Raw genomic sequence first — 17,366 nt, forward strand, 5'->3', positions numbered from 1 at the left:
TATATGCTATCTTTCTACGCATACGGATTGCTCCATTGTGTGCGCATAGGCACAAACTTCTCTACGAGGATTAGGCTCGCAGAGGTGGTATTTTCAACCACTCAGGTATTCCATACTTCAAGGCACACACATCTCTGCCAATTTCTCTTGAAATGACGGACATTGCTTTAAAAAAATACTCATCCTTTAGCCCAATAAAACCAATATCAACATCAGAGTCTTTTTGAAACCTATATGGCTTCGTTATCGAACCAAAGAGATAGGCTTCTTTAATAGGTATTTCATGGCTCAGCATATCAAATGTTTTAAATAGTTTTTCTATCAACCGAAGTCGTAACTCTTCCCGTTCTTTTTTTTCTTGCTCAAGTATTCTATCAAGTAAAAATGTCGAAAATCTTTTACCCATTTTCTATCTGTTTTGTTAAATAATTGTCTCAATATACCGTTTAAACTTTTCTTTAAATATAAGGCTATCAAAGCCTTCAGCATGTTTTCGAATCGAAAGCGGATCAAATATATTTTTATTATGTTCGAAAAACCTTACAGCCTCCAGGAGAGATTCTGTTGTTTGTTCTGTAAAAAATACCCCTGTTGGTGTTTCTGGCTGTTTTTGTTTCATTTCGGGTCTGGATTCAGAGTCAGGATAAATTCCACGTACGGTTTCCAGCACACCTCCCTTAGCATAGGCAATTACCGGTTTCCCGCATGCCTGTACCTCAAGAGGCACAATGCCAAAATCTTCCACTCCGGGAAAGATCAGTGCCTTGCAATTTCTGTAAAAATCTTTCAATACTTCTCCCGGTTGCCAGCCGAGGCACTTAATGTTATTCTTTGCCATGTTTTTAATGAGTTGCTCTTCCTGTCCCCCTCCGATAATTACAAGAGGTAATCCCAATTCCCTGAATGCCTCAATGGCAATATCAATTCTTTTGTAAGGGGCAAATGCGGATACGATAAGATAGTAGCCGCCTTCTTCATAGGTATCCGGTGGAGTAAATAATGAACAATCCACTGGAGGATGAATTACCTTTGCGGTTCTTCGGTAATATTTTTTAATGCGGTTTGCCACATTGTACGAGTTGGCGGTAAAATAATCCACCCGGTTTGAAGACGATACATCCCACATCCTCAGATAATGGGCAAAGATATTCATTGCCGTCCTTGTCATAAATCCCTTCTTGTTTTTCCCGAAATACGTATGGTAGTGTTCCCACACATACCTCATGGGGGTGTGGCTGTAACATACGTGAAGCGTGGAAGGGGGGGTAATTACCCCTTTTGCGACACAATGGCTGCTGGAGATTACCATGTCGTATGCATCGACAGAGAAACTCTCTATTGCAAGTGGAAACAAGGGCAAATATGTGCGGTAGTGCGTCTTTATCAGGGGTAATTTCTGTAAAAAGGAGGTGTAGATAGTCCTGTTTTCTATTAAGGGCGATACTGACCCTGGAATATGGAGCAATGTAAATATATCTGATTGCGGGAAAAGCTCACAGAGACACTCCATTACCTTTTCCCCTCCACGCATGCCGGTGAGCCAATCGTGAACAATAGCAATTTTTTTCATATTATTTTACGTTCGATACTATTTTAAGAGACGTTAGTTCACCGCATAAGATGCCGGGAGTGCAGAGAAAGCGTGGTTTGAACGACTGGTTTTAGGTATCTTGAGTCCGTTGGGTCGTGAGGGTTGGTCGGGTCACCCCAACAAACCCTATAATAAATTAGGCCTTCGGCAACTTTTTCGATGATGTAGAGCGAAGTGCCACTTCGCCAGTGACGAAGCAATCGCTTCGTCCTACAACTTTAAAATTCCTATACACCCAGGCAAACTCGACCAAAGCTGGGGTCTCTGTAATTTAAAACGTTTGTTATTATATTGAAACTATCTTCATGTTTTCAATGTAATAATGACGGTTTATAGGTTGACATCTGTCATTTTACGAGATAGTATGCTGAAAATTGAAGAGGAAAGATAAAAATATATGGGGAAAGACAATTATAGCCATAGGGAAGTGGCCGATTATTTTGGGCGGCATTATTCTATCATAAGTAGATCGTTAAAAAGGAATCAACTTCAATAGCAAGAATAAAGACCCGACCCGAGGACTTAGTCTGTTCTATTTAAAGGTTATTTTGCGTTGCCTAGCATCAAAAAAGCCAAACCTTTTGTGGCAAAACAATGTACAAAATAATACCGGAAGTAATTATTTACTTTATGTTTGAATATTTGGGTATTCGATACCTCTGGCGAAAGATTCGGCCACTTAATGAAAAAGAAGATGAACAACCCCCTTCCGTTTTTTTTTATTTGGGTAATAGGGATTTATTTTGCTATGTATGGTATTGCTTCTCAAAGGTACGAAAATAGAAGAGATACCCTAGAAAATAAAGTTAACATTGTCATTGCACAGCTTGATACCCCTTATGCGAAAAAAATAATGACGCGAATACCGTTGCTTCAAAAAAAACACTGTCCTGCAAAGCCAGAAGTTGTGAACCCGTTATCAATAATTCATTCTCTTTTTGGTAAAGAAGAATCAAACTATGAAATAACAGATAAGGATAAACATTTGACGGCGCACTTTTATCACGTTACATTAAGAGGCAACGCAAATGAACCCATATTTATTACCGATACAAATCGTGTCCTGTTTATTGTTAAAAAAGAATCAGCTTTAATAGCAAGAGTAAAGACCTAACATTGGGACTTGCTTTTATATAAAGCACACAATAATGATTTTTGAAATTATAGGAAGGATTCGTGACGTTGAGACCTTTGCAATAGGAACCTCAATCCGCGAGATTAAGCGGTTGCAGAAACGTTTCGGTGCTGGTCGTTGGAGAAAGCGTAAAGGATTTGCAACAGTGCGTCTTTCTGATGGCACAATACATGAAGTTGAATTACATTGGTACGAGGCGCATGGTATAGGCAAAAAAGAAATTAAAATAAAACATTTCTTGGATTAAAAATTATGAAACACCACAAGGTCGAACCAATATTTGCTGTTTGCATTAACAACAAAGACTATGAAGTATCGCTGGAATTGAGAAAAATTTACAAAGTTCTCCATGACGCTAAAGCGGCCGAACATCACTATATAAGAGTCATAGATGAATCAGGAGATGACTACCTATATCCTGAAGATTATTTTATTCCGATTGAGTTGCCCAAGGCTGTAGAAAAAGCGCTGCTGCTGGTATCTTAATCGTATCTGAAATACCACCCGGCAATGAGGAGTTAGAGGGGCCAATCTTTATCGTTGGCGAACGATGTCATTTTGAAACTGTTCCATGACCTCGTTTTGAGGAGAAAATCTATGGAAAAGAAGAGATTACATCCGGTTCACCCCGGAGAGGTTCTTTTAGAGGAATTTCTCAAGCCTATGGGCTTTAGTCAAAACAGAGTTGCCTTTAATATCGGTGTTCCTCCCCGGAGAATTAACGAGAGTGTATTTCAAAAAAGACGGATAACCGCGGATACTGCTCTCAGACTGGCTCGTTTTTTTGGTACTTCCCCTGAGTTTTGGCTTGGATTACAGGCACAGTACGATTTGGATGTTACTTCTGACGAACTTGGCGAACGCCTCGAACGCGAAGTAAAAGAGTATACAAAGATTGTATAAATTAATATCATGCGAAGAGCATTTCTCCTTGAATTATTATGATAAAAGTCTTTCTATTTCATCATCGGTAAAACCAAATTGTCGGAAAATACGAAGCACATACGGGGGATAAAGTTCCCCTGCTCCCATATCAATAGGAACAACCCTTTTCTTGCCTTGACAATAGCGAACATATATTCGATGATCTCCTTTGCCCTCCCTGTGAAACATACAGCCTCCACGTTTTAATAGGCGAATTAATTCTTTTGGCTTGAGAGAAGGAACATTTTTAGGCATGTACAGCCCTTAATTCGTATGTTTCTGTGGTTGGTTCTACCCCTTCAACAGTTAAAAATTCGTGGAGTTCTTTAACAGATAATGGTGAAGTATAGATGTCGTTCTCTGTTTTGTGTACGGCATCAAAAGAATCAATGGCCTCTTTAAGTTTTTCAATCGCCTCTTCTTTTGTAATCCCCTGCCCTACAATACCATTTTCCAAACATAAAGCTACCCAATAGTTTCTACTCTTTCGTAACACCATTGTATAAAATTCCATTCCTTTATTCTCCTTAAGTAAGCATAGACGAATATAGCGCTACATGCTGAAGTCCGATATTATCCCAGGAAAAACACTTTCCCAACTCCATGGCGTTATCTGAGATTTTATTTCTCAGGACGGGGTCATGGAACAGTTTTAAAATGACATCGGACATGGCCTGATAATCGCCGATTGGCGTTAAAATTACATTTTCCCAATTTTTTAATACCTCCGGGACATTTTCACCTATAGTGGTTACTACGGGGAGACCATGCCGAAGCGCAGTGAGAAATGTTCCCCGCCGCAAAGAGACTCCATCCTTAAATGGCAGAACGCAGGCCGTTGCATTCGTAAAATAAACAGATACCTGTTCAGGGGTACAATAGCCGGTAACCGTTATTGCATGTTCAATGCCTAACTCTTTCATAACATGATGATCATCATCCGAAAGATAGGTTATCATTACCAATTTACATTTAACCCCATGTATGAGCAATTGTTTAAATGCATGGAATAAAGTAATAACGTCTTTTGACTTTGTGGCAAAACCAAAATAAACGATGTACGGTATTTCTGCTATGCGCCTGCTTGAAACAATGTTAGGAACCGGCTCAATGTTGGCGCCAATCGGGATGACCGTATATCGTCCTTTAAGCCAGGGAAACCACTTTAAAACGGCTGATGCTTCACGCTTGTCAGGGAATATAATCTTATTTGAAAGGAGCAAGAAAAAGATCATTCCAATCTTGCGAAACTTATGTGCAATGCTAAATTCATGGATTGTAGCTATTCTACATAATTTGGGAAAGATCACCCAACAAATAAGGGGAAGAAAATTGGGCAACAGAAACCGCCGATATTCCCGCGTAGGATACTGGATATGGATGATGTCCGGTTTCATTGCCTTCAGGAATCGAACAAATCGAAATGTATTATACAATTGCCAGGATTTAACGACTTTGCATACAGTTATTGAAGGCTGAGGGGGCTTGATTTCAGGCAGATCAGTTGTCAGTACAGAAACGTGTATCCCTTGTCTGGCTAACTCCTGCGACAATCTTGCGGTATAATCGCCTACACCGCATGGCGCATCAGGAAAGCTTCCGGTGATCATAGCCACTTTGTAAGCCTTGGATTTTGTAGCAGATGTATGAGAATTATTTACCACTAAAGACATAGCTATTCCTGTAAATCTGTTTATAACTTAAAAACATAATTTTAATACCTTTCCGTAGCCGGATAGTTTTTCCGCTGCCGTTTTTGCATTTGCAGGGTACAGTGTCAGCCAAAGAATAATGCGAAGCAGTGATCTTGAGAATAGTATCATCTTCAGAAAAATCAACTGGTGTGGCATGTGTTTTCTGAAATAATAAAAGAGGCTTTTGTGATAGTGGATGATTTTTTCTGCATTATAAAGTTCAGGGCTGCTTGCCCCGCCAAAGTGTATGAGTCTGGCCCCGGGCAGAAGGTATATCTCATACCCGGCATTTCTCAGCCGTAGGCACAGGTCTGTTTCTTCAAAAAAGAGGAAATAATTGCTGTCAAAATTTCCCGCTCTATCGAGTGCTTCTCTGCGTACAAAGAGGCACGACCCCATAGTCCAGTCAACCTTCAATACTTTTGAACGGTCGATATGGCTCATCTTATGCAACCCAAAAAAACGGCTGTTTGGGAAGAGACGATCAAGGAAAAATGATTCACTCAGAATATTTTTAAGATTGGGAAAGGTATTGCCGCCCAACTGGAGTGTTCCGTCAGGATTAAGTAGCGTGGGGCCAATTGCACCTGCTTCCTGATGTTTTTCCATGAATGCCAACAGGCTTTTCGTCATGCCTGGAATCACTTCTGTATCGGGGTTTAAAAATAGGACATACTCAGAGTATGATTTTTGCAGCGCCGTGTTGCACGCCTGCGCAAAACCATTGTTGGTTTTGTTTTCGATAAGAATTATCTCCGGAAATTGTGTTTTGATATACGATACGGTTTGGTCGGAGGATGCATTGTCCACGATGATGATTGAATGAGAAAAAGCGCTGAGATCGCTTTTAAGGCTTTTCAGGCAATTAGCTGTCCATGAATACGCATTCCACGTTACGATAATAACAGAGATTTTACCTGTATGCTGTTGTTCAGGAGTAATATGTTTTTCCATAGAGATTGTTGACCAATAAGGGGCGAGGTGTGACGGATTATTTTTCAGTGATAGTATCATAGCCTAGTTTTTTCATGATATCTTCTTCCTTTATGTGCCGGTAAATTTCCAGTAGGGCGCTGTCCTTTATAAAGGTAAATTTATTCCCGGATAACACGTTTTTTGAAACGGCATTTATTAATGGAGCATCAGCGGTCAGGCCGATAAAGCGTACAATTTTGCCAAGGGTGTCCGCCGGATTGTCCAGAAATGTTTCATATCGTACATGGAGTATGTTTCCATTCCATTCCTCTTCTAAGGAAAGCGCTTTTTGTACATAAACCCTCCACAATTGAATCCCTTCATAAATATTCTGAAGCCTTACGGAGTCCTGGTAGAAAGCCTTTCCTAATACCAAACGTTCTTTAAAAAAACACTTCCAGTTATGCTTAAAATTATTTTGAATCTCAATTTCTCTTTTTCTTGCGCTGTTTGCAACGTCAAGGGGATTTCTGTAAATATGCAATAGCTTTGGATGGGGGAAGATATCTTTCCAGATATCAATGGTAAAGGTGTTTCTTGGGTCTTTCCATCCCCATGGAAAATCAATATGCCGGATGTCGCCATAGCGCAAAAATTTTCCAAAACCTAAATATTCAAACCTTCGCATACCCTTCAGGTGCTGCTTTAGCACGTGAAGAACCCTCTCCTTAAAGACGGCATTTATAAAGGTGAAATTATGCGGATTATCCCATGTGGCATTTGCCTGGCGCAGCAGCCAGTCGTTTAATTTGAAAAAGAACAAAGATTCATCATTTTCCTGTTTTTTTGCGCCGATAAATAGTCCCAGTTGTTCCAGCAGTGAAGCAAGCATTGTGGTGCCGGAACGGTGCATACCCATGATTATTACTGGTTGAAGAGCGGTTTTATTCATTATTTTAATTTCAATACTTTTTCAAACACCAACAAATGTTCTTTTGCGCTTTTTTGCCATGAAAAATGTTGCGCGTGGTCCAAGCCCTTTTTTCTTAATGCATCTTGTAAGGAAACATCTTCTCTCAAACGCTGCATTGCGTGAGTAATATCATGTTCTGAACGCGGATTTACGAGAAGGGCGGCGTCGTTTGCTATTTCGGCGCATGCAGTGGCGTTTGATGTTATTACCGGACAGCCGCATGCCATTGCCTCTAAAACAGGCATGCCGAATGTTTCATGCAGAGAAGGGAATATAAATCCAATTGACCCTCTGTACCATTTTGCCAATTCATGGGGAGAGCACTTTTCCTGAATATGCCTTATTCCTTTAACGCGGATGGTTTTTGTGTATCCGGGCGCTATCATGATAAGTTCCGGCTTTCTGTTATTTGAAAGATTTTCATATGCACGGATAATCCTGTCAACATTTTTTTTTGGACTATATTGTGAGACATGGAGAAAATAGGGTTCTGATACCTTTGCAATGTCGCCATTCTGGTGAAACGTCTCATGATCGACGCCATGGTAGATAGGGTGTATCTTTCCGCGAGGAAGCGCAAAGACATGCGACACTTCCCGTACGGCAAATTCTGAAACGGTAATGATTGCGGAGGTCTTTTCCCGAAACCATTTCCACGCGGATAATGTTATACGGTTTTTCAATTTGCATCTTATTACCTGCAAAAAAGAGGTGTTAATTTCATTCCATTTCATGGTAAACAGCGCCGCCCCGTGAACGGTTGCAACAATTGTTGTGCGCGAGTTTTTATATATATCAGGCGGAGTATGGTTTCCCGCCAGGCCAGGTTCCCAGATGATATCGCAATTTTCAGGGGCAGGGCCGGATTCCGTAAAGGGAGTGATCTCTACGCCAAGGATTGATAACTCCCTCCTGATACTTTCGCGGTATGTTTCCAGACTAAAAGGGATTTTATGGCGGGTAAGGACGGATATTTTCATTTAATTCGCAAATGATTAATGTGCACACCAATAGTTTAAATCTCTTCCCAGCATATCGCTCAACTGTTTGATTTCAGGTTTAAATTCATCCTGCAATCTCTTTCGTAATTCCGGTCTCATGGGAATACGGGATTCGTACCGGATATTGAAATTCCACATGCCCTTTCTCATTCTGCTGCGAATTGCGTGGGGTATTAATCTTCTTGACATATTCAGTAAAAAGGGAGGGGGGTTTTGCAGTAAATTTCTTAAAAAAACGCTTTTTGCGCGTTTGTTTGGGTTAATCAATTTTGTATCATTGCTGATATCTTCATTCACCCCCAAAAAGCGGAAGGTATCCTGTAAGGATGTTTGGGGATTATTCTTTATATCGTCAAAAATAATGAATTGAATGGCTTTCTTATCAAATATTTCAAAATATCGTTTTATCTGTTGCGTGTATTTTGCCGTTTCACGATATAAAAGACCTTCCACAGGATAAGCGTTTTTCGGTAAGAATAACCCTTTTTTCCTCAAATCCTCTTTTCTAAGGGCATCTTCAAAATCAATAATATCCTCGCATCCATTATACAGGTATTGACTGTGTAAGGAGTATATCATATCGACGGGATTTCTAAGCATAATGATAATTTGCGCCGAAGGGTAAAAAGCCTTTATCTCACGCGCCGCCTGTTTTGAATAAAGATACCATACGGACGCCTCTCCTATTCTCCTTTCATTTTCCGCGTTTTGAAAAAAAGACAGATAGGTTGTTGTGTCTCTGACAAAATCAGGATGATATATATCCGTCCCGAAATGATGCAATTCCTTTCTCTCCGGCATGAAGATTTCAGGGTGGTTTTTAAGGTGGCTATATAAAAATGTCGTCCCGCATTTTGGTGCGCCCACGATAAAAAAATCAGGTTGTTTCATAATGAATAAAGGCTTTTAAAAATCATCATCGTCCAGGTCGTCATCAAGGTCGAAGTCATCGGCTCCTTTTTCAGTGGTTCTGTTATATTCCGGCATTTGTATTTCTTTGATGGCGTCCTGATTCCTTCTAAACCATTCTATTGACCCCAAACCTATAATTTCGCCATGACCCATTGCCGCTATAACCTCTTCCCCGTAATTGCCTGCAGCGACATAGTCTTCAAAGAAGACGATTGTTGTTATTTTATCGGAACAGTGGTTAAGTATATAATTTCCTGCGCTATCCGGCAAGGTTCTTAACCCCTTTTCCGCAATCATTATCCACTGACAATTTGATTGCAGCGCATTAAGTAATGCCAGCGAAAATTTCAGGCACGGGTCTATCCTTCTCCAAATATCAGGCGATAAAGATGTATCCAAGTTGTCAGGCATCTGTGCGTTGTATTTATCCCACAGGCCCATTTTTGTTAAATCTTTTTGTAAATTATCGGTGGTGTATTTTTCTGAGAAACCCAGGGATTCCCGTAAAGAACGGTTCGGGAGAAATTCATAATCCGCAGTTACAAACCACATGGATTCAAGGGCGGTTTTTGTCTTCTCCACAGAATGCCCGAGTATGCAATCGGTCAAAAATCCCAATGTATAACGATTTAATGTAACTGTGCTCAGGAGTCCCATACGTCTTCCTGCCTTTAGCTCCCCGTATTCAAGAGAACCTTCTATTGCAGGATGAGTAGTTGTTGGGACAATGATATAGCTTGCCGGTGGAACTGCCCCTGTCTTTGGGGTAATGACTGTAGCGCAGAGAAACTGGAAATATCTTCTGATTTGCGGATAAAGGCGGTTGATACCGGTTGCCTTTCTGTTTACCTGCCGCATATTTGTCAACATAAAGCGCAGCGCTATTAAATAGACAATTAATTCGCCCCACCCTTTGCCTTCAGAAATAATAGATCTGCCCATGATGAGCAATATTAAAAAAATCGCCAGTGCGAAGACAATGTTGCTGATTAACTGGCTATACTCCAGGGATCTCAACCTTCCCTCATAGGCATCGTGAAATTTCTTTATTGCCCCGGAGGAAAAAAGGGTTTTCCCCAGCCATTGTTCGTTTTCATGCGCTGAGACGTGCAATGTCTTTTGCCGCTGAATAATTTTTAAATATTCCCTGCTTGTTCCTTTTGCGAATTTTTCCAGTGATGACGAATTTCTCGCCGCATAAACACTTACTTTATAAAGAAATATGGCAGAAATGCCCATAAGGGTAAAGTTTAAAAGTGTTAAAAGCGTGTTGATGTATAATAATGTAGCAATGGCGACCATGAAAGTGACCAAAGGTATGATCGTATCAAGTATCATCCATAATGCCCTGCTGCAGAACCTTGAATCCCTTCTTGCCAGCCGCACGATAATTTTGTCGTTGCTGAAATCCTGCTCAAGGGATGTTCCGATTTTAAAGCCTGAGCCGAAGTGCAGAAATATTCTCTTTGTACAAAATTCTTCGTATTTTCTCCTTAGTTTTAAGCCATTAGAGTTTGAAAAATAAATAGCCCATGCGGCGATCAACAGCGAGAACAGGATTGATAATCCGCATAAAATAAGAAATACATTAGATGTTCGTGCATTGAATTCATAGTGGAGGAGTTTTATGGTGCTGCCGCTTTGCATAGCCTTGGCGTAATAAATTGCAAGGCCAATAGTCCATACCTGAAATGATACCCCGATAAAATTGGTAAAAAGGATGAGGAATGATTCTTTCCTGAACCGCCAGATAGAATCTCCTATTAGCCATTTAAGCACCAAACGGTACTGATCGAAGGTTTTCATAAAACCGTCGTATCGTGTCTTTAAAAAGCAGTAGATGTTCATAGTGTAATTGAATTAAGGAATGCAGAGAAAATGGTGAAAGGGGGAGGGCGTTTTATTTTTTATATCCCCAGAAATCGCAGTAGTGCGGCATTAAGTCGATAATTTTGGTTGCCTCGGCAACTAACCTTTTATCCGGCTCCTGCTGCCAGCGATGTACCCTTTTGTCAGTGATGATGTTGCCATGCAGTTCATATTCATCCTTCCGTTTAACGTTTGCCGCATTAAAACTCCCGATGTCTCCGGTATCTGGGATTTCACTTTCCAGGAAGGTCTTTATTTTTTGATATATTTCTGTATTTGTACATAATTCTTCATATTTTACCTTTATGCAGTTTGCCTGTTCAGCCATTTCCAATTGTCTGTTAAACTCATTGTTAAGGTGTGTCGATAATGTTTCCGGCGTTAATTCTTTTTTCCAGCTTCCCTTCCCCTGTTTTTTCCGGTAATAAAGGGAAACATATATATCCCGTGGGTCTCTTGCCGTCAGGATAAACCGTATATCTTCAAATACCCGATAATAATTTTGCCAGCCGCGGTGATGGATTTCTTTTACTCCCAACTGATGGATGTGAGGGGCAAGGTTTGGCATTATTTGGCTTTTCAAGGCATTGATAAGGGAATTATCTTCTTCATCCATATATTTTTGTTTAAATGCCTTGAGATCAATCCCCAATTGTAAAAACAATGTATAATCATTTTCCTGTATGCGGAATTTGTTTTTCCCCAAATTCGGTTCCCGAAGAATAAAAGAATAAGGCAGCATGGTTAATGCCTCGCTGAGTACAGTGCCGCCTGTTCTTCTTAGTGAGGCGATGTAAATAAAGGGTTTTTTTTGCATAAAATTATATCTTTCTGGGTAACAGTTTACCCACCCCTAAATCCCCTCCCAGGAGGGGACTTCTTGTATTCCACTCCTGGGAGGGGATTTAGGGGTGGGTTTTTTTCAAATACCGGGACAATCCGGAAGGGGTGAACTGTTGCCTTCCTGAAAATTATACATCAACTACATGCCAATAATCCATGCACACATACGGCAATATCCTGAGAATATTGAAAAAGGTCGAGAAGCCTTCCTTTTTCAATATCAATTTCCGCAATAGTCGCAGGAGAAAATCCCACAAGGATACGGGATTGACCGGCAGGGCAAAGTCCGCGCAAGAATAACGGGCTTTTAATCTCATGCTCCATGTTTAAAAAACGTGAAAGAAAGTGAATGCCTCTGAAAAAAGAAGATGACTTTGCCTTAGAAGATTTGATTGCAAGTTTGTATAGGGCATTTATTTCAGGAAAGTCTAATAAAGATAAAGCCTTGATCAATGTGCCGTTCTGTGTATAGACCATAACCCTTTTTCCCTGGGTGTCATTAATTATTATTTTATCTTCAAAAAACACAAGATTATGGCATCCTTTTATAGAGGGGTCTTCCAGTACAAGGCGATTTGTTGTCGTATTGTAAACGGCGCCAAACCGGTTAAAGAGGACGTATAACTCATTATTATGCACTGCAACTGCATTTAAATGCGTATGGCTTGGCTGTCTGGCGGGCAAGACTTTAAGCCACAGCAGTCTGTTGTCGGTTGTTTTATCAATTTTCAACGGTGAGAGGGAAAAATGCTTCTGCAGGGTTGGACTTTCTCTTGCCCACCAGGATTTGATGGAATTTCCTTGTGTATCAATGCCAATCACGCAATCTATTGCGGTGGAGGTAAGCCAAATTACGTTATCATGATGAAAAATCTCATGCAATCCGACAAACAAATTATTTGATATCTTCCCTTTTGGCGTAAGGGAGAGGTCAAAAAGAATCAGGCTATGGTAGGTTGCGACATAGATTGTATCATTAATCTTAACGATGCCCCTTCCGCCCCTTGAGTTGCCCCGTGGGTTAGCATCGTCTTTTTCTGTAATAAGCGGATCGGTAGGCGATAACGTTGTTTTCCTCTTTATTTTTTTGGTTGCCCAGTCAATGCTAACCAATTCCCCGCCCTGTGCAATAGGCCCCTGTCGTACCACCGTGCTAAAATAAACTTCCATTCACTTATATCTCCGCAAAAAAGTATTTAAACCAAAACAACATTTTACAGGCCAAAGGCGTCTTTTGCATGTTTTATCGTATTTTCCCATGAAAAGATTTTTTGTGAGGCCACCGTATTTCTTGCATATGCTTCGACCGTTTCCGGATCGGATAATTCCGCTATTGCACGTGTAAGGTCTTCAACATCAGGGTCAAAGTAGGGAATACCGGAAGCGGTGTAGCCTGTCTTGTGTGATTTAACGAGGATGCCATTATACCGGTCTTGTATCACCTCATTATGGGGCGGGATGTTGTTGGTGATTGTGGGTAATCCGAAAGAGACTGCCTCATAAAAATGCTGTCCTAACCCTTCCCACCTGCTTGGTGCGAGGCACACATGGCATGATGAAAACAAATCATAATATTCCTTTGCGGATAAATCTTCTTTAATGTGTATAATTCTTTTATCAGTAAAATCATCAATATGTTCCGTATTTGACCGCTCCCCCTGCGCCTTGATAATGAGCCTTATATTGGGATTTTGTACTTGTGTAAAGGCCTTGACTGTTTTTCGTATGGGCTTTCTGCCGCCCTGAAAGCCGCCAGGAAAATAAAAATAAATGGCGTCTCCCCGTTTTTTCGACACGGAATTAAGAAGTTCCGGATGGCATCCCCACGGCACCCACGGGCTGTCAACGCCAAAGTCGGCGTATCGTGTGCATTCGCATTTGTTTAAAGAATAAATTATGTCATATGCGTCGATGGCGCCTTTCATGGGGCGTATGCCTGAATTACTTAATAAACACCTTCCTGCCATTTTCCACATAAATGGTTTCAACGGTATTTTTTTATAACCGGTTAGGTGTTGTATCCCGAAACTTTCCCAGATAAATCTTCCGATGGTCTTTATCCCCATTGCGCGTAACGCCGCAATTTCCTTAAATTGCAAATTTGAATCAAAGAATATCAGATCGAGTGAATTGTGAACAGCCCATTCTTTGTATTCTTTTAAGGGGATTACAAAATTAGAGGCATGGGCAACGCCTTCCTGTTCCCATACATCTGATTTGGCAATGAATTTTGGCAGGGCGTCATTATCCCTTGTGGGCCTTGCAAGCACAAAGGTCTTGTGTCCAAGTTCATCTAATATAGAGCGCAGATAACGTGAAACAGTAGCCTGTCCTCTGTTTAACCAGGTGCTGACTATGCCGATATGCATCATTTTGCCTTTCTTTAATTTTACTATCGTCAAACAAATCGTAAAAGCTGAGGATACGTTAATGCCGGCGGTGTGCAATGAGTTCTCTTACTTTCGGATGTTTTATTTTTTATATGACTGTGCCGCAGTTGTTCTCAAGAGGTTTTTAATATGAATTTCAAAATATAATTGCAATATTTTGCATATTGATTTATAGCATCTCCGACTGTTTTATAGATAATACTTTTATCTAAATTGTTATATTCATGAACAATTGCATTTCTAAATCCGGCGCTTTTCGAGATTTCTTCGGCAAAATCCCTCTGCAAAACATTCAAGTCAGCAAGGAGTAAGAATGTGTCTCTATATGTCTTTGGCGCTTCCATATCCGGTCTGGCCAATTCAGAAATAAGGTGCTCATTAATATCGATAGCCCTGCCAATGATCTCCATTAAGATATTTTTTAGCGCCGCATACTTTATAAAATCTTCCGCAATCTGGCTAATTGTAAAATCATAGAATATCTTTAATCTTTCCAAATCACGGGTAATTAAATTCAGTTTTTCTTTTAAAAATTCTTTATCAATCATCTGAAATACTAAACGCCTAAATTTTGCAGCCGTTTCTTAATAAGCACTTCTTTTAACCTTAAAAGGTCTTGGCTATCATAATAATCGCGGAAGGCATAGGATTTAAAAGAATTATAATCATAACTCTTACCGTAAAGCAGAACTCCTTTACTCATTACCTGATAACGAAACAGGGAATTGGTATTATGAAGGGATTTTACATCTATTTCCTTAACTTTAAATATTTCAGCAAATTCGTTATTCAAATCAATCAGATTTTCAAAGGTGATGGGTCTTGTTCCCAAAACAGCAATATCAATATCACTTTCTTTACAAGTTCGCCCGCTTGCATGAGAACCATAAAGTATAACTAACAAGAGGTTGTATTTCCTGGCAATATGATCAATTTCAGGCTTTGACATTAAAATGTTCATCAGTGGCCTCTCTCTCTCTTTATAATCTAAAAGTCTTTTTTATATGTTCGGTGGTGGTATTCCATGAATATTTTTTTTGCAATTGTATCGTATTGTTTGAGAGTTCCGTTATTTTATTTACGTCAGACAGTTCCTCTATTGCCCTTGCAAGGTCATCCACATCAGGGTCGTAGATGGGTATTCCCGATTGTTTATAACCAATTTTTACCGATTTTACAAGCAGCCCATTCTTTCCGTCTTCAATGACTTCATTGTGAGGGGGGATGTTATTGGTGATTGTGGGCAATCCGAAGGAGATTGTTTCATAAAAATGTTGCCCTAAACCTTCCCATCTGCTTGGCGCCAAACATACATGACAGGAGGAGAATAAATTATAATATTCCTTTGCGGGCAGGTCTTTCACTATTTTTATGAGTCGTGTATCCGGGAAGTCTTCAATATTCTCGGTCGTTGTCCTTGTTCCCTGTGCTTTAATAATCAGGCGAATGTCAGGATTTTTTACCTTCATAAAGGCTTCAACCGTCTTTCTCATCGGTTTTCTCGCCCCCTGAAAACCGCCCGGAAAGAAAAAATAAATAGCATCTTCACGTTTTTGCGGTTTTACTGCAAGTAGTTCCGGATGGCAGCCCCATTGGATCCAGGGGCTGTCAATCCCAAAGTCTTTGTATCGCGCCTGTTCACATTTTGTGAGAGAATAGACGATATCAAATGCCTCCTTTGCACCAATGACGTCCTTGTTGGTAAAGCACTCCCGCATATACCGGCAAAAAGCCTTCATATCCCTTGTCCGAAGGATTGTTTTAAGGCCTTTTGCATGTTTTTCTCCAAAACCTTCCCAGACGAAACGGCCAAAGGTTTTAATGCCCTTTGACCGCAGATATTTAATCTTGTCATACTCATTGTTTTCATCAAAAAAAATGATCTGGATGGCATTTTTTTCTATCCAGGAGAGATATTCTTCTAAGGGGATGAAAAAACGAGACGCCCTGGTAACGTCCCCCTGGTTCCATACGTCAGCCGTAGAGATAAAATTGGGCAAATCATCGGTATCGCTTGTGGGGCGGGCAAGTACGAATGTGTGATGTCCCAAATTGTCAAAAACAGACCTGAGATAACGGGACACCGTGCTTTGTCCCCTATTCCACCAGGAGCTAACTATTCCTATGCTGAGTTTTTTCATCGGCGAAAAAAATGGGTAAGGTTGTTGTACCATCGTTGCGTGTTCATAAGCTTAAGACAATCGTGATATCCTGCCTGTTCAAGTGCTTCTCTCATATTGAGGAGGGTAAAACCTTTTCTCCAGTAATTACTGGATGGGGCAAATAGCGTTACCTTTTTTTTCACATGTTCTGTCGTCCATTGAAGAACGTTACCGGGTAATGTTCTTTCCATAAAATCATAGAGCAATTTCAGTGTTTCATGCGGTTCCGCTATTAAATCCTCATTGCGTAATAAAAGAAAATTTTTCCCGAATGTTTTCCTGCCTGCCTCGTGTGTTTGCTGAAAGGTATATTTCCAAATCATTAAAACCTTCAAATAGTCGTTGCAATTTTTCATATGGGCATATTCGGGTGTTTTTATCAATAATTTATAAAGTTCGTAACTTCCCCACGGATTCCTTTCGATGATGGTTTTGAAAAAGGTTTTTTTCGTAGAATACTTTTCTCTGTGTTTCTGTTCTCTGCCAAAAATATACGACGTGGTGATTGCACGCGGGTCCCGAACGATAAGGATGAGTTTTGAATCCGGGTCGATTCTCTTGAGTACCGGGATTTTGGTGTACATTCGTGTAAATTTAATAACGGTATCTTCAGAGCGGGAAATCAAATATTTTATGTAATCAATGCAATATTGCGGTAAATCTCTTTCGAGTTCCAGGGAGGCGTCCCTTGGTGTGCCATAATTTAACAAATCGATGTCTTTTAATAAGGGGTATGTTTTTTGAAAATCTTCCCTGCATTTTCTGATCTTTTCAAAAAGATCAACATTTTGTATGCCGCTACCCCCTCCGTGTTTTGGAATTCTACCTGCGGCAAAAGGTTCATAATATAAATCAAGATTCTTGTCCTGACACAATATATCATAAACAATTGTTGTTCCTGACCGGCGCATTCCCTGTATAAAAACATTCATTTACGATCCCCCCCCATGAGTGGAA

At 40.3% G+C, this 17,366-nt stretch carries 21 protein-coding genes; 4 read left to right on the forward strand and 17 right to left on the reverse strand.

What is annotated here, in order from left to right:
* Window positions 1–70: 70 nt before the first annotated feature.
* Both QZT26_RS05545 and QZT26_RS05550 read right to left on the reverse strand, forming a co-directional pair.
* Window positions 71–406 (reverse strand): hypothetical protein, encoded by a 336-nt coding sequence (locus tag QZT26_RS05545; protein ID WP_099326154.1) that lies wholly within the window; start codon window positions 404–406, stop codon window positions 71–73.
* 15 nt (window positions 407–421) lie between these two features.
* A complete protein-coding gene (locus QZT26_RS05550) occupies window positions 422–1,570 on the reverse strand; it encodes a glycosyltransferase (RefSeq protein ID WP_295101144.1) in 1,149 nt (382 codons plus the stop codon).
* A 769-nt stretch (window positions 1,571–2,339) separates the two neighbouring features.
* On the opposite strand from QZT26_RS05550, the gene QZT26_RS05555 reads away from it, so the two are divergent.
* The 4 genes from QZT26_RS05555 to QZT26_RS05570 all read left to right on the forward strand — a co-directional run bounded on the left by QZT26_RS05555 (window position 2,340) and on the right by QZT26_RS05570 (window position 3,629).
* The gene (locus QZT26_RS05555) at window positions 2,340–2,705 is read left to right on the forward strand and encodes a hypothetical protein (RefSeq protein ID WP_295101145.1); all 366 of its coding nucleotides are present in this window, start codon (window positions 2,340–2,342) and stop codon (window positions 2,703–2,705) included.
* Between the two features lie 34 nt (window positions 2,706–2,739).
* Window positions 2,740–2,973, forward strand: a complete 234-nt coding sequence (locus tag QZT26_RS05560; RefSeq protein WP_099326157.1) for a hypothetical protein — start codon at window positions 2,740–2,742, stop codon at window positions 2,971–2,973.
* Window positions 2,974–2,978: 5 nt separating this feature from the next.
* Entirely contained in the window at window positions 2,979–3,212 is a 234-nt protein-coding gene (locus QZT26_RS05565) for a hypothetical protein (protein ID WP_099326158.1), read from the forward strand.
* 111 nt (window positions 3,213–3,323) lie between these two features.
* Window positions 3,324–3,629, forward strand: coding sequence for a HigA family addiction module antitoxin (locus QZT26_RS05570; RefSeq protein ID WP_164995366.1), 306 nt, complete (start codon window positions 3,324–3,326; stop codon window positions 3,627–3,629).
* Window positions 3,630–3,665: 36 nt separating this feature from the next.
* On the opposite strand, the gene QZT26_RS05575 is transcribed toward QZT26_RS05570, so the two are convergent.
* The 15 genes from QZT26_RS05575 to QZT26_RS05645 form a co-directional block, all read right to left on the reverse strand.
* Complete coding sequence (locus QZT26_RS05575; RefSeq protein WP_295101147.1) at window positions 3,666–3,905, reverse strand: type II toxin-antitoxin system HicA family toxin; 240 nt, start codon at window positions 3,903–3,905, stop codon at window positions 3,666–3,668.
* Window positions 3,898–4,164, reverse strand: coding sequence for a hypothetical protein (locus tag QZT26_RS05580; protein ID WP_099326161.1), 267 nt, complete (start codon window positions 4,162–4,164; stop codon window positions 3,898–3,900). Before QZT26_RS05580 ends, QZT26_RS05575 begins: the two co-directional genes overlap by 8 nt.
* A 13-nt stretch (window positions 4,165–4,177) precedes the next feature.
* A complete protein-coding gene (locus QZT26_RS05585; protein WP_295101149.1) occupies window positions 4,178–5,323 on the reverse strand; it encodes a glycosyltransferase family 4 protein in 1,146 nt (381 codons plus the stop codon).
* A gap of 27 nt (window positions 5,324–5,350) precedes the next feature.
* Entirely contained in the window at window positions 5,351–6,358 is a 1,008-nt protein-coding gene (locus QZT26_RS05590; protein ID WP_295101150.1) for a glycosyltransferase family 2 protein, read from the reverse strand.
* Complete coding sequence (locus QZT26_RS05595; RefSeq protein ID WP_099326164.1) at window positions 6,336–7,211, reverse strand: sulfotransferase; 876 nt, start codon at window positions 7,209–7,211, stop codon at window positions 6,336–6,338. Before QZT26_RS05595 ends, QZT26_RS05590 begins: the two co-directional genes overlap by 23 nt.
* Complete coding sequence (locus QZT26_RS05600; protein WP_099326165.1) at window positions 7,211–8,212, reverse strand: glycosyltransferase family 1 protein; 1,002 nt, start codon at window positions 8,210–8,212, stop codon at window positions 7,211–7,213. The genes QZT26_RS05595 and QZT26_RS05600 overlap by 1 nt, the downstream gene beginning before the upstream one ends.
* Window positions 8,213–8,227: 15 nt before the next feature.
* Complete coding sequence (locus QZT26_RS05605) at window positions 8,228–9,124, reverse strand: sulfotransferase (RefSeq protein ID WP_099326166.1); 897 nt, start codon at window positions 9,122–9,124, stop codon at window positions 8,228–8,230.
* A gap of 15 nt (window positions 9,125–9,139) precedes the next feature.
* Window positions 9,140–10,951 (reverse strand): hypothetical protein, encoded by a 1,812-nt coding sequence (locus tag QZT26_RS05610; protein WP_295101152.1) that lies wholly within the window; start codon window positions 10,949–10,951, stop codon window positions 9,140–9,142.
* A gap of 94 nt (window positions 10,952–11,045) precedes the next feature.
* Window positions 11,046–11,831, reverse strand: a complete 786-nt coding sequence (locus QZT26_RS05615) for a sulfotransferase (protein WP_099326168.1) — start codon at window positions 11,829–11,831, stop codon at window positions 11,046–11,048.
* A 161-nt stretch (window positions 11,832–11,992) separates the two neighbouring features.
* The gene (locus QZT26_RS05620; RefSeq protein WP_099326169.1) at window positions 11,993–13,027 is read right to left on the reverse strand and encodes a hypothetical protein; all 1,035 of its coding nucleotides are present in this window, start codon (window positions 13,025–13,027) and stop codon (window positions 11,993–11,995) included.
* A gap of 44 nt (window positions 13,028–13,071) precedes the next feature.
* Window positions 13,072–14,229 (reverse strand): glycosyltransferase, encoded by a 1,158-nt coding sequence (locus tag QZT26_RS05625; RefSeq protein ID WP_157820650.1) that lies wholly within the window; start codon window positions 14,227–14,229, stop codon window positions 13,072–13,074.
* A gap of 131 nt (window positions 14,230–14,360) precedes the next feature.
* Window positions 14,361–14,795 carry a DUF86 domain-containing protein gene (locus tag QZT26_RS05630; protein ID WP_099326171.1) on the reverse strand — a complete coding sequence of 145 codons (435 nt, stop codon included), beginning with the start codon at window positions 14,793–14,795 and terminating at the stop codon, window positions 14,361–14,363.
* 8 nt (window positions 14,796–14,803) lie between these two features.
* Entirely contained in the window at window positions 14,804–15,208 is a 405-nt protein-coding gene (locus QZT26_RS05635) for a nucleotidyltransferase domain-containing protein (RefSeq protein WP_099326172.1), read from the reverse strand.
* 19 nt (window positions 15,209–15,227) lie between these two features.
* Window positions 15,228–16,331 carry a glycosyltransferase family 4 protein gene (locus QZT26_RS05640; protein ID WP_157820651.1) on the reverse strand — a complete coding sequence of 368 codons (1,104 nt, stop codon included), beginning with the start codon at window positions 16,329–16,331 and terminating at the stop codon, window positions 15,228–15,230.
* A 53-nt stretch (window positions 16,332–16,384) separates the two neighbouring features.
* Window positions 16,385–17,341, reverse strand: a complete 957-nt coding sequence (locus QZT26_RS05645) for a sulfotransferase (RefSeq protein WP_099326174.1) — start codon at window positions 17,339–17,341, stop codon at window positions 16,385–16,387.
* Between the last annotated feature and the right edge of the window lie 25 nt (window positions 17,342–17,366).

Source organism: uncultured Candidatus Kuenenia sp., from assembly GCF_900696675.1.
GTDB classification, from domain to species: Bacteria; Planctomycetota; Brocadiia; order Brocadiales; family Brocadiaceae; genus Kuenenia; species Kuenenia stuttgartiensis_A.

Bases quoted from the DNA above. Each gene is read 5' to 3' on its own strand.
- QZT26_RS05545 (WP_099326154.1), bottom strand. From the start codon at position 406: ATGGGTAAAAGATTTTCGACATTTTTACTTGATAGAATACTTGAGCAA.
- QZT26_RS05550 (WP_295101144.1), bottom strand. From the start codon at position 1,570: ATGAAAAAAATTGCTATTGTTCACGATTGGCTCACCGGCATGCGTGGA.
- QZT26_RS05555 (WP_295101145.1), top strand. From the start codon at position 2,340: ATGTATGGTATTGCTTCTCAAAGGTACGAAAATAGAAGAGATACCCTA.
- QZT26_RS05560 (WP_099326157.1), top strand. From the start codon at position 2,740: ATGATTTTTGAAATTATAGGAAGGATTCGTGACGTTGAGACCTTTGCA.
- QZT26_RS05565 (WP_099326158.1), top strand. From the start codon at position 2,979: ATGAAACACCACAAGGTCGAACCAATATTTGCTGTTTGCATTAACAAC.
- QZT26_RS05570 (WP_164995366.1), top strand. From the start codon at position 3,324: ATGGAAAAGAAGAGATTACATCCGGTTCACCCCGGAGAGGTTCTTTTA.
- QZT26_RS05575 (WP_295101147.1), bottom strand. From the start codon at position 3,905: ATGCCTAAAAATGTTCCTTCTCTCAAGCCAAAAGAATTAATTCGCCTA.
- QZT26_RS05580 (WP_099326161.1), bottom strand. From the start codon at position 4,164: ATGGAATTTTATACAATGGTGTTACGAAAGAGTAGAAACTATTGGGTA.
- QZT26_RS05585 (WP_295101149.1), bottom strand. From the start codon at position 5,323: ATGTCTTTAGTGGTAAATAATTCTCATACATCTGCTACAAAATCCAAG.
- QZT26_RS05590 (WP_295101150.1), bottom strand. From the start codon at position 6,358: ATGATACTATCACTGAAAAATAATCCGTCACACCTCGCCCCTTATTGG.
- QZT26_RS05595 (WP_099326164.1), bottom strand. From the start codon at position 7,211: ATGAATAAAACCGCTCTTCAACCAGTAATAATCATGGGTATGCACCGT.
- QZT26_RS05600 (WP_099326165.1), bottom strand. From the start codon at position 8,212: ATGAAAATATCCGTCCTTACCCGCCATAAAATCCCTTTTAGTCTGGAA.
- QZT26_RS05605 (WP_099326166.1), bottom strand. From the start codon at position 9,124: ATGAAACAACCTGATTTTTTTATCGTGGGCGCACCAAAATGCGGGACG.
- QZT26_RS05610 (WP_295101152.1), bottom strand. From the start codon at position 10,951: ATGAAAACCTTCGATCAGTACCGTTTGGTGCTTAAATGGCTAATAGGA.
- QZT26_RS05615 (WP_099326168.1), bottom strand. From the start codon at position 11,831: ATGCAAAAAAAACCCTTTATTTACATCGCCTCACTAAGAAGAACAGGC.
- QZT26_RS05620 (WP_099326169.1), bottom strand. From the start codon at position 13,027: ATGGAAGTTTATTTTAGCACGGTGGTACGACAGGGGCCTATTGCACAG.
- QZT26_RS05625 (WP_157820650.1), bottom strand. From the start codon at position 14,229: ATGATGCATATCGGCATAGTCAGCACCTGGTTAAACAGAGGACAGGCT.
- QZT26_RS05630 (WP_099326171.1), bottom strand. From the start codon at position 14,795: ATGATTGATAAAGAATTTTTAAAAGAAAAACTGAATTTAATTACCCGT.
- QZT26_RS05635 (WP_099326172.1), bottom strand. From the start codon at position 15,208: ATGAACATTTTAATGTCAAAGCCTGAAATTGATCATATTGCCAGGAAA.
- QZT26_RS05645 (WP_099326174.1), bottom strand. From the start codon at position 17,341: ATGAATGTTTTTATACAGGGAATGCGCCGGTCAGGAACAACAATTGTT.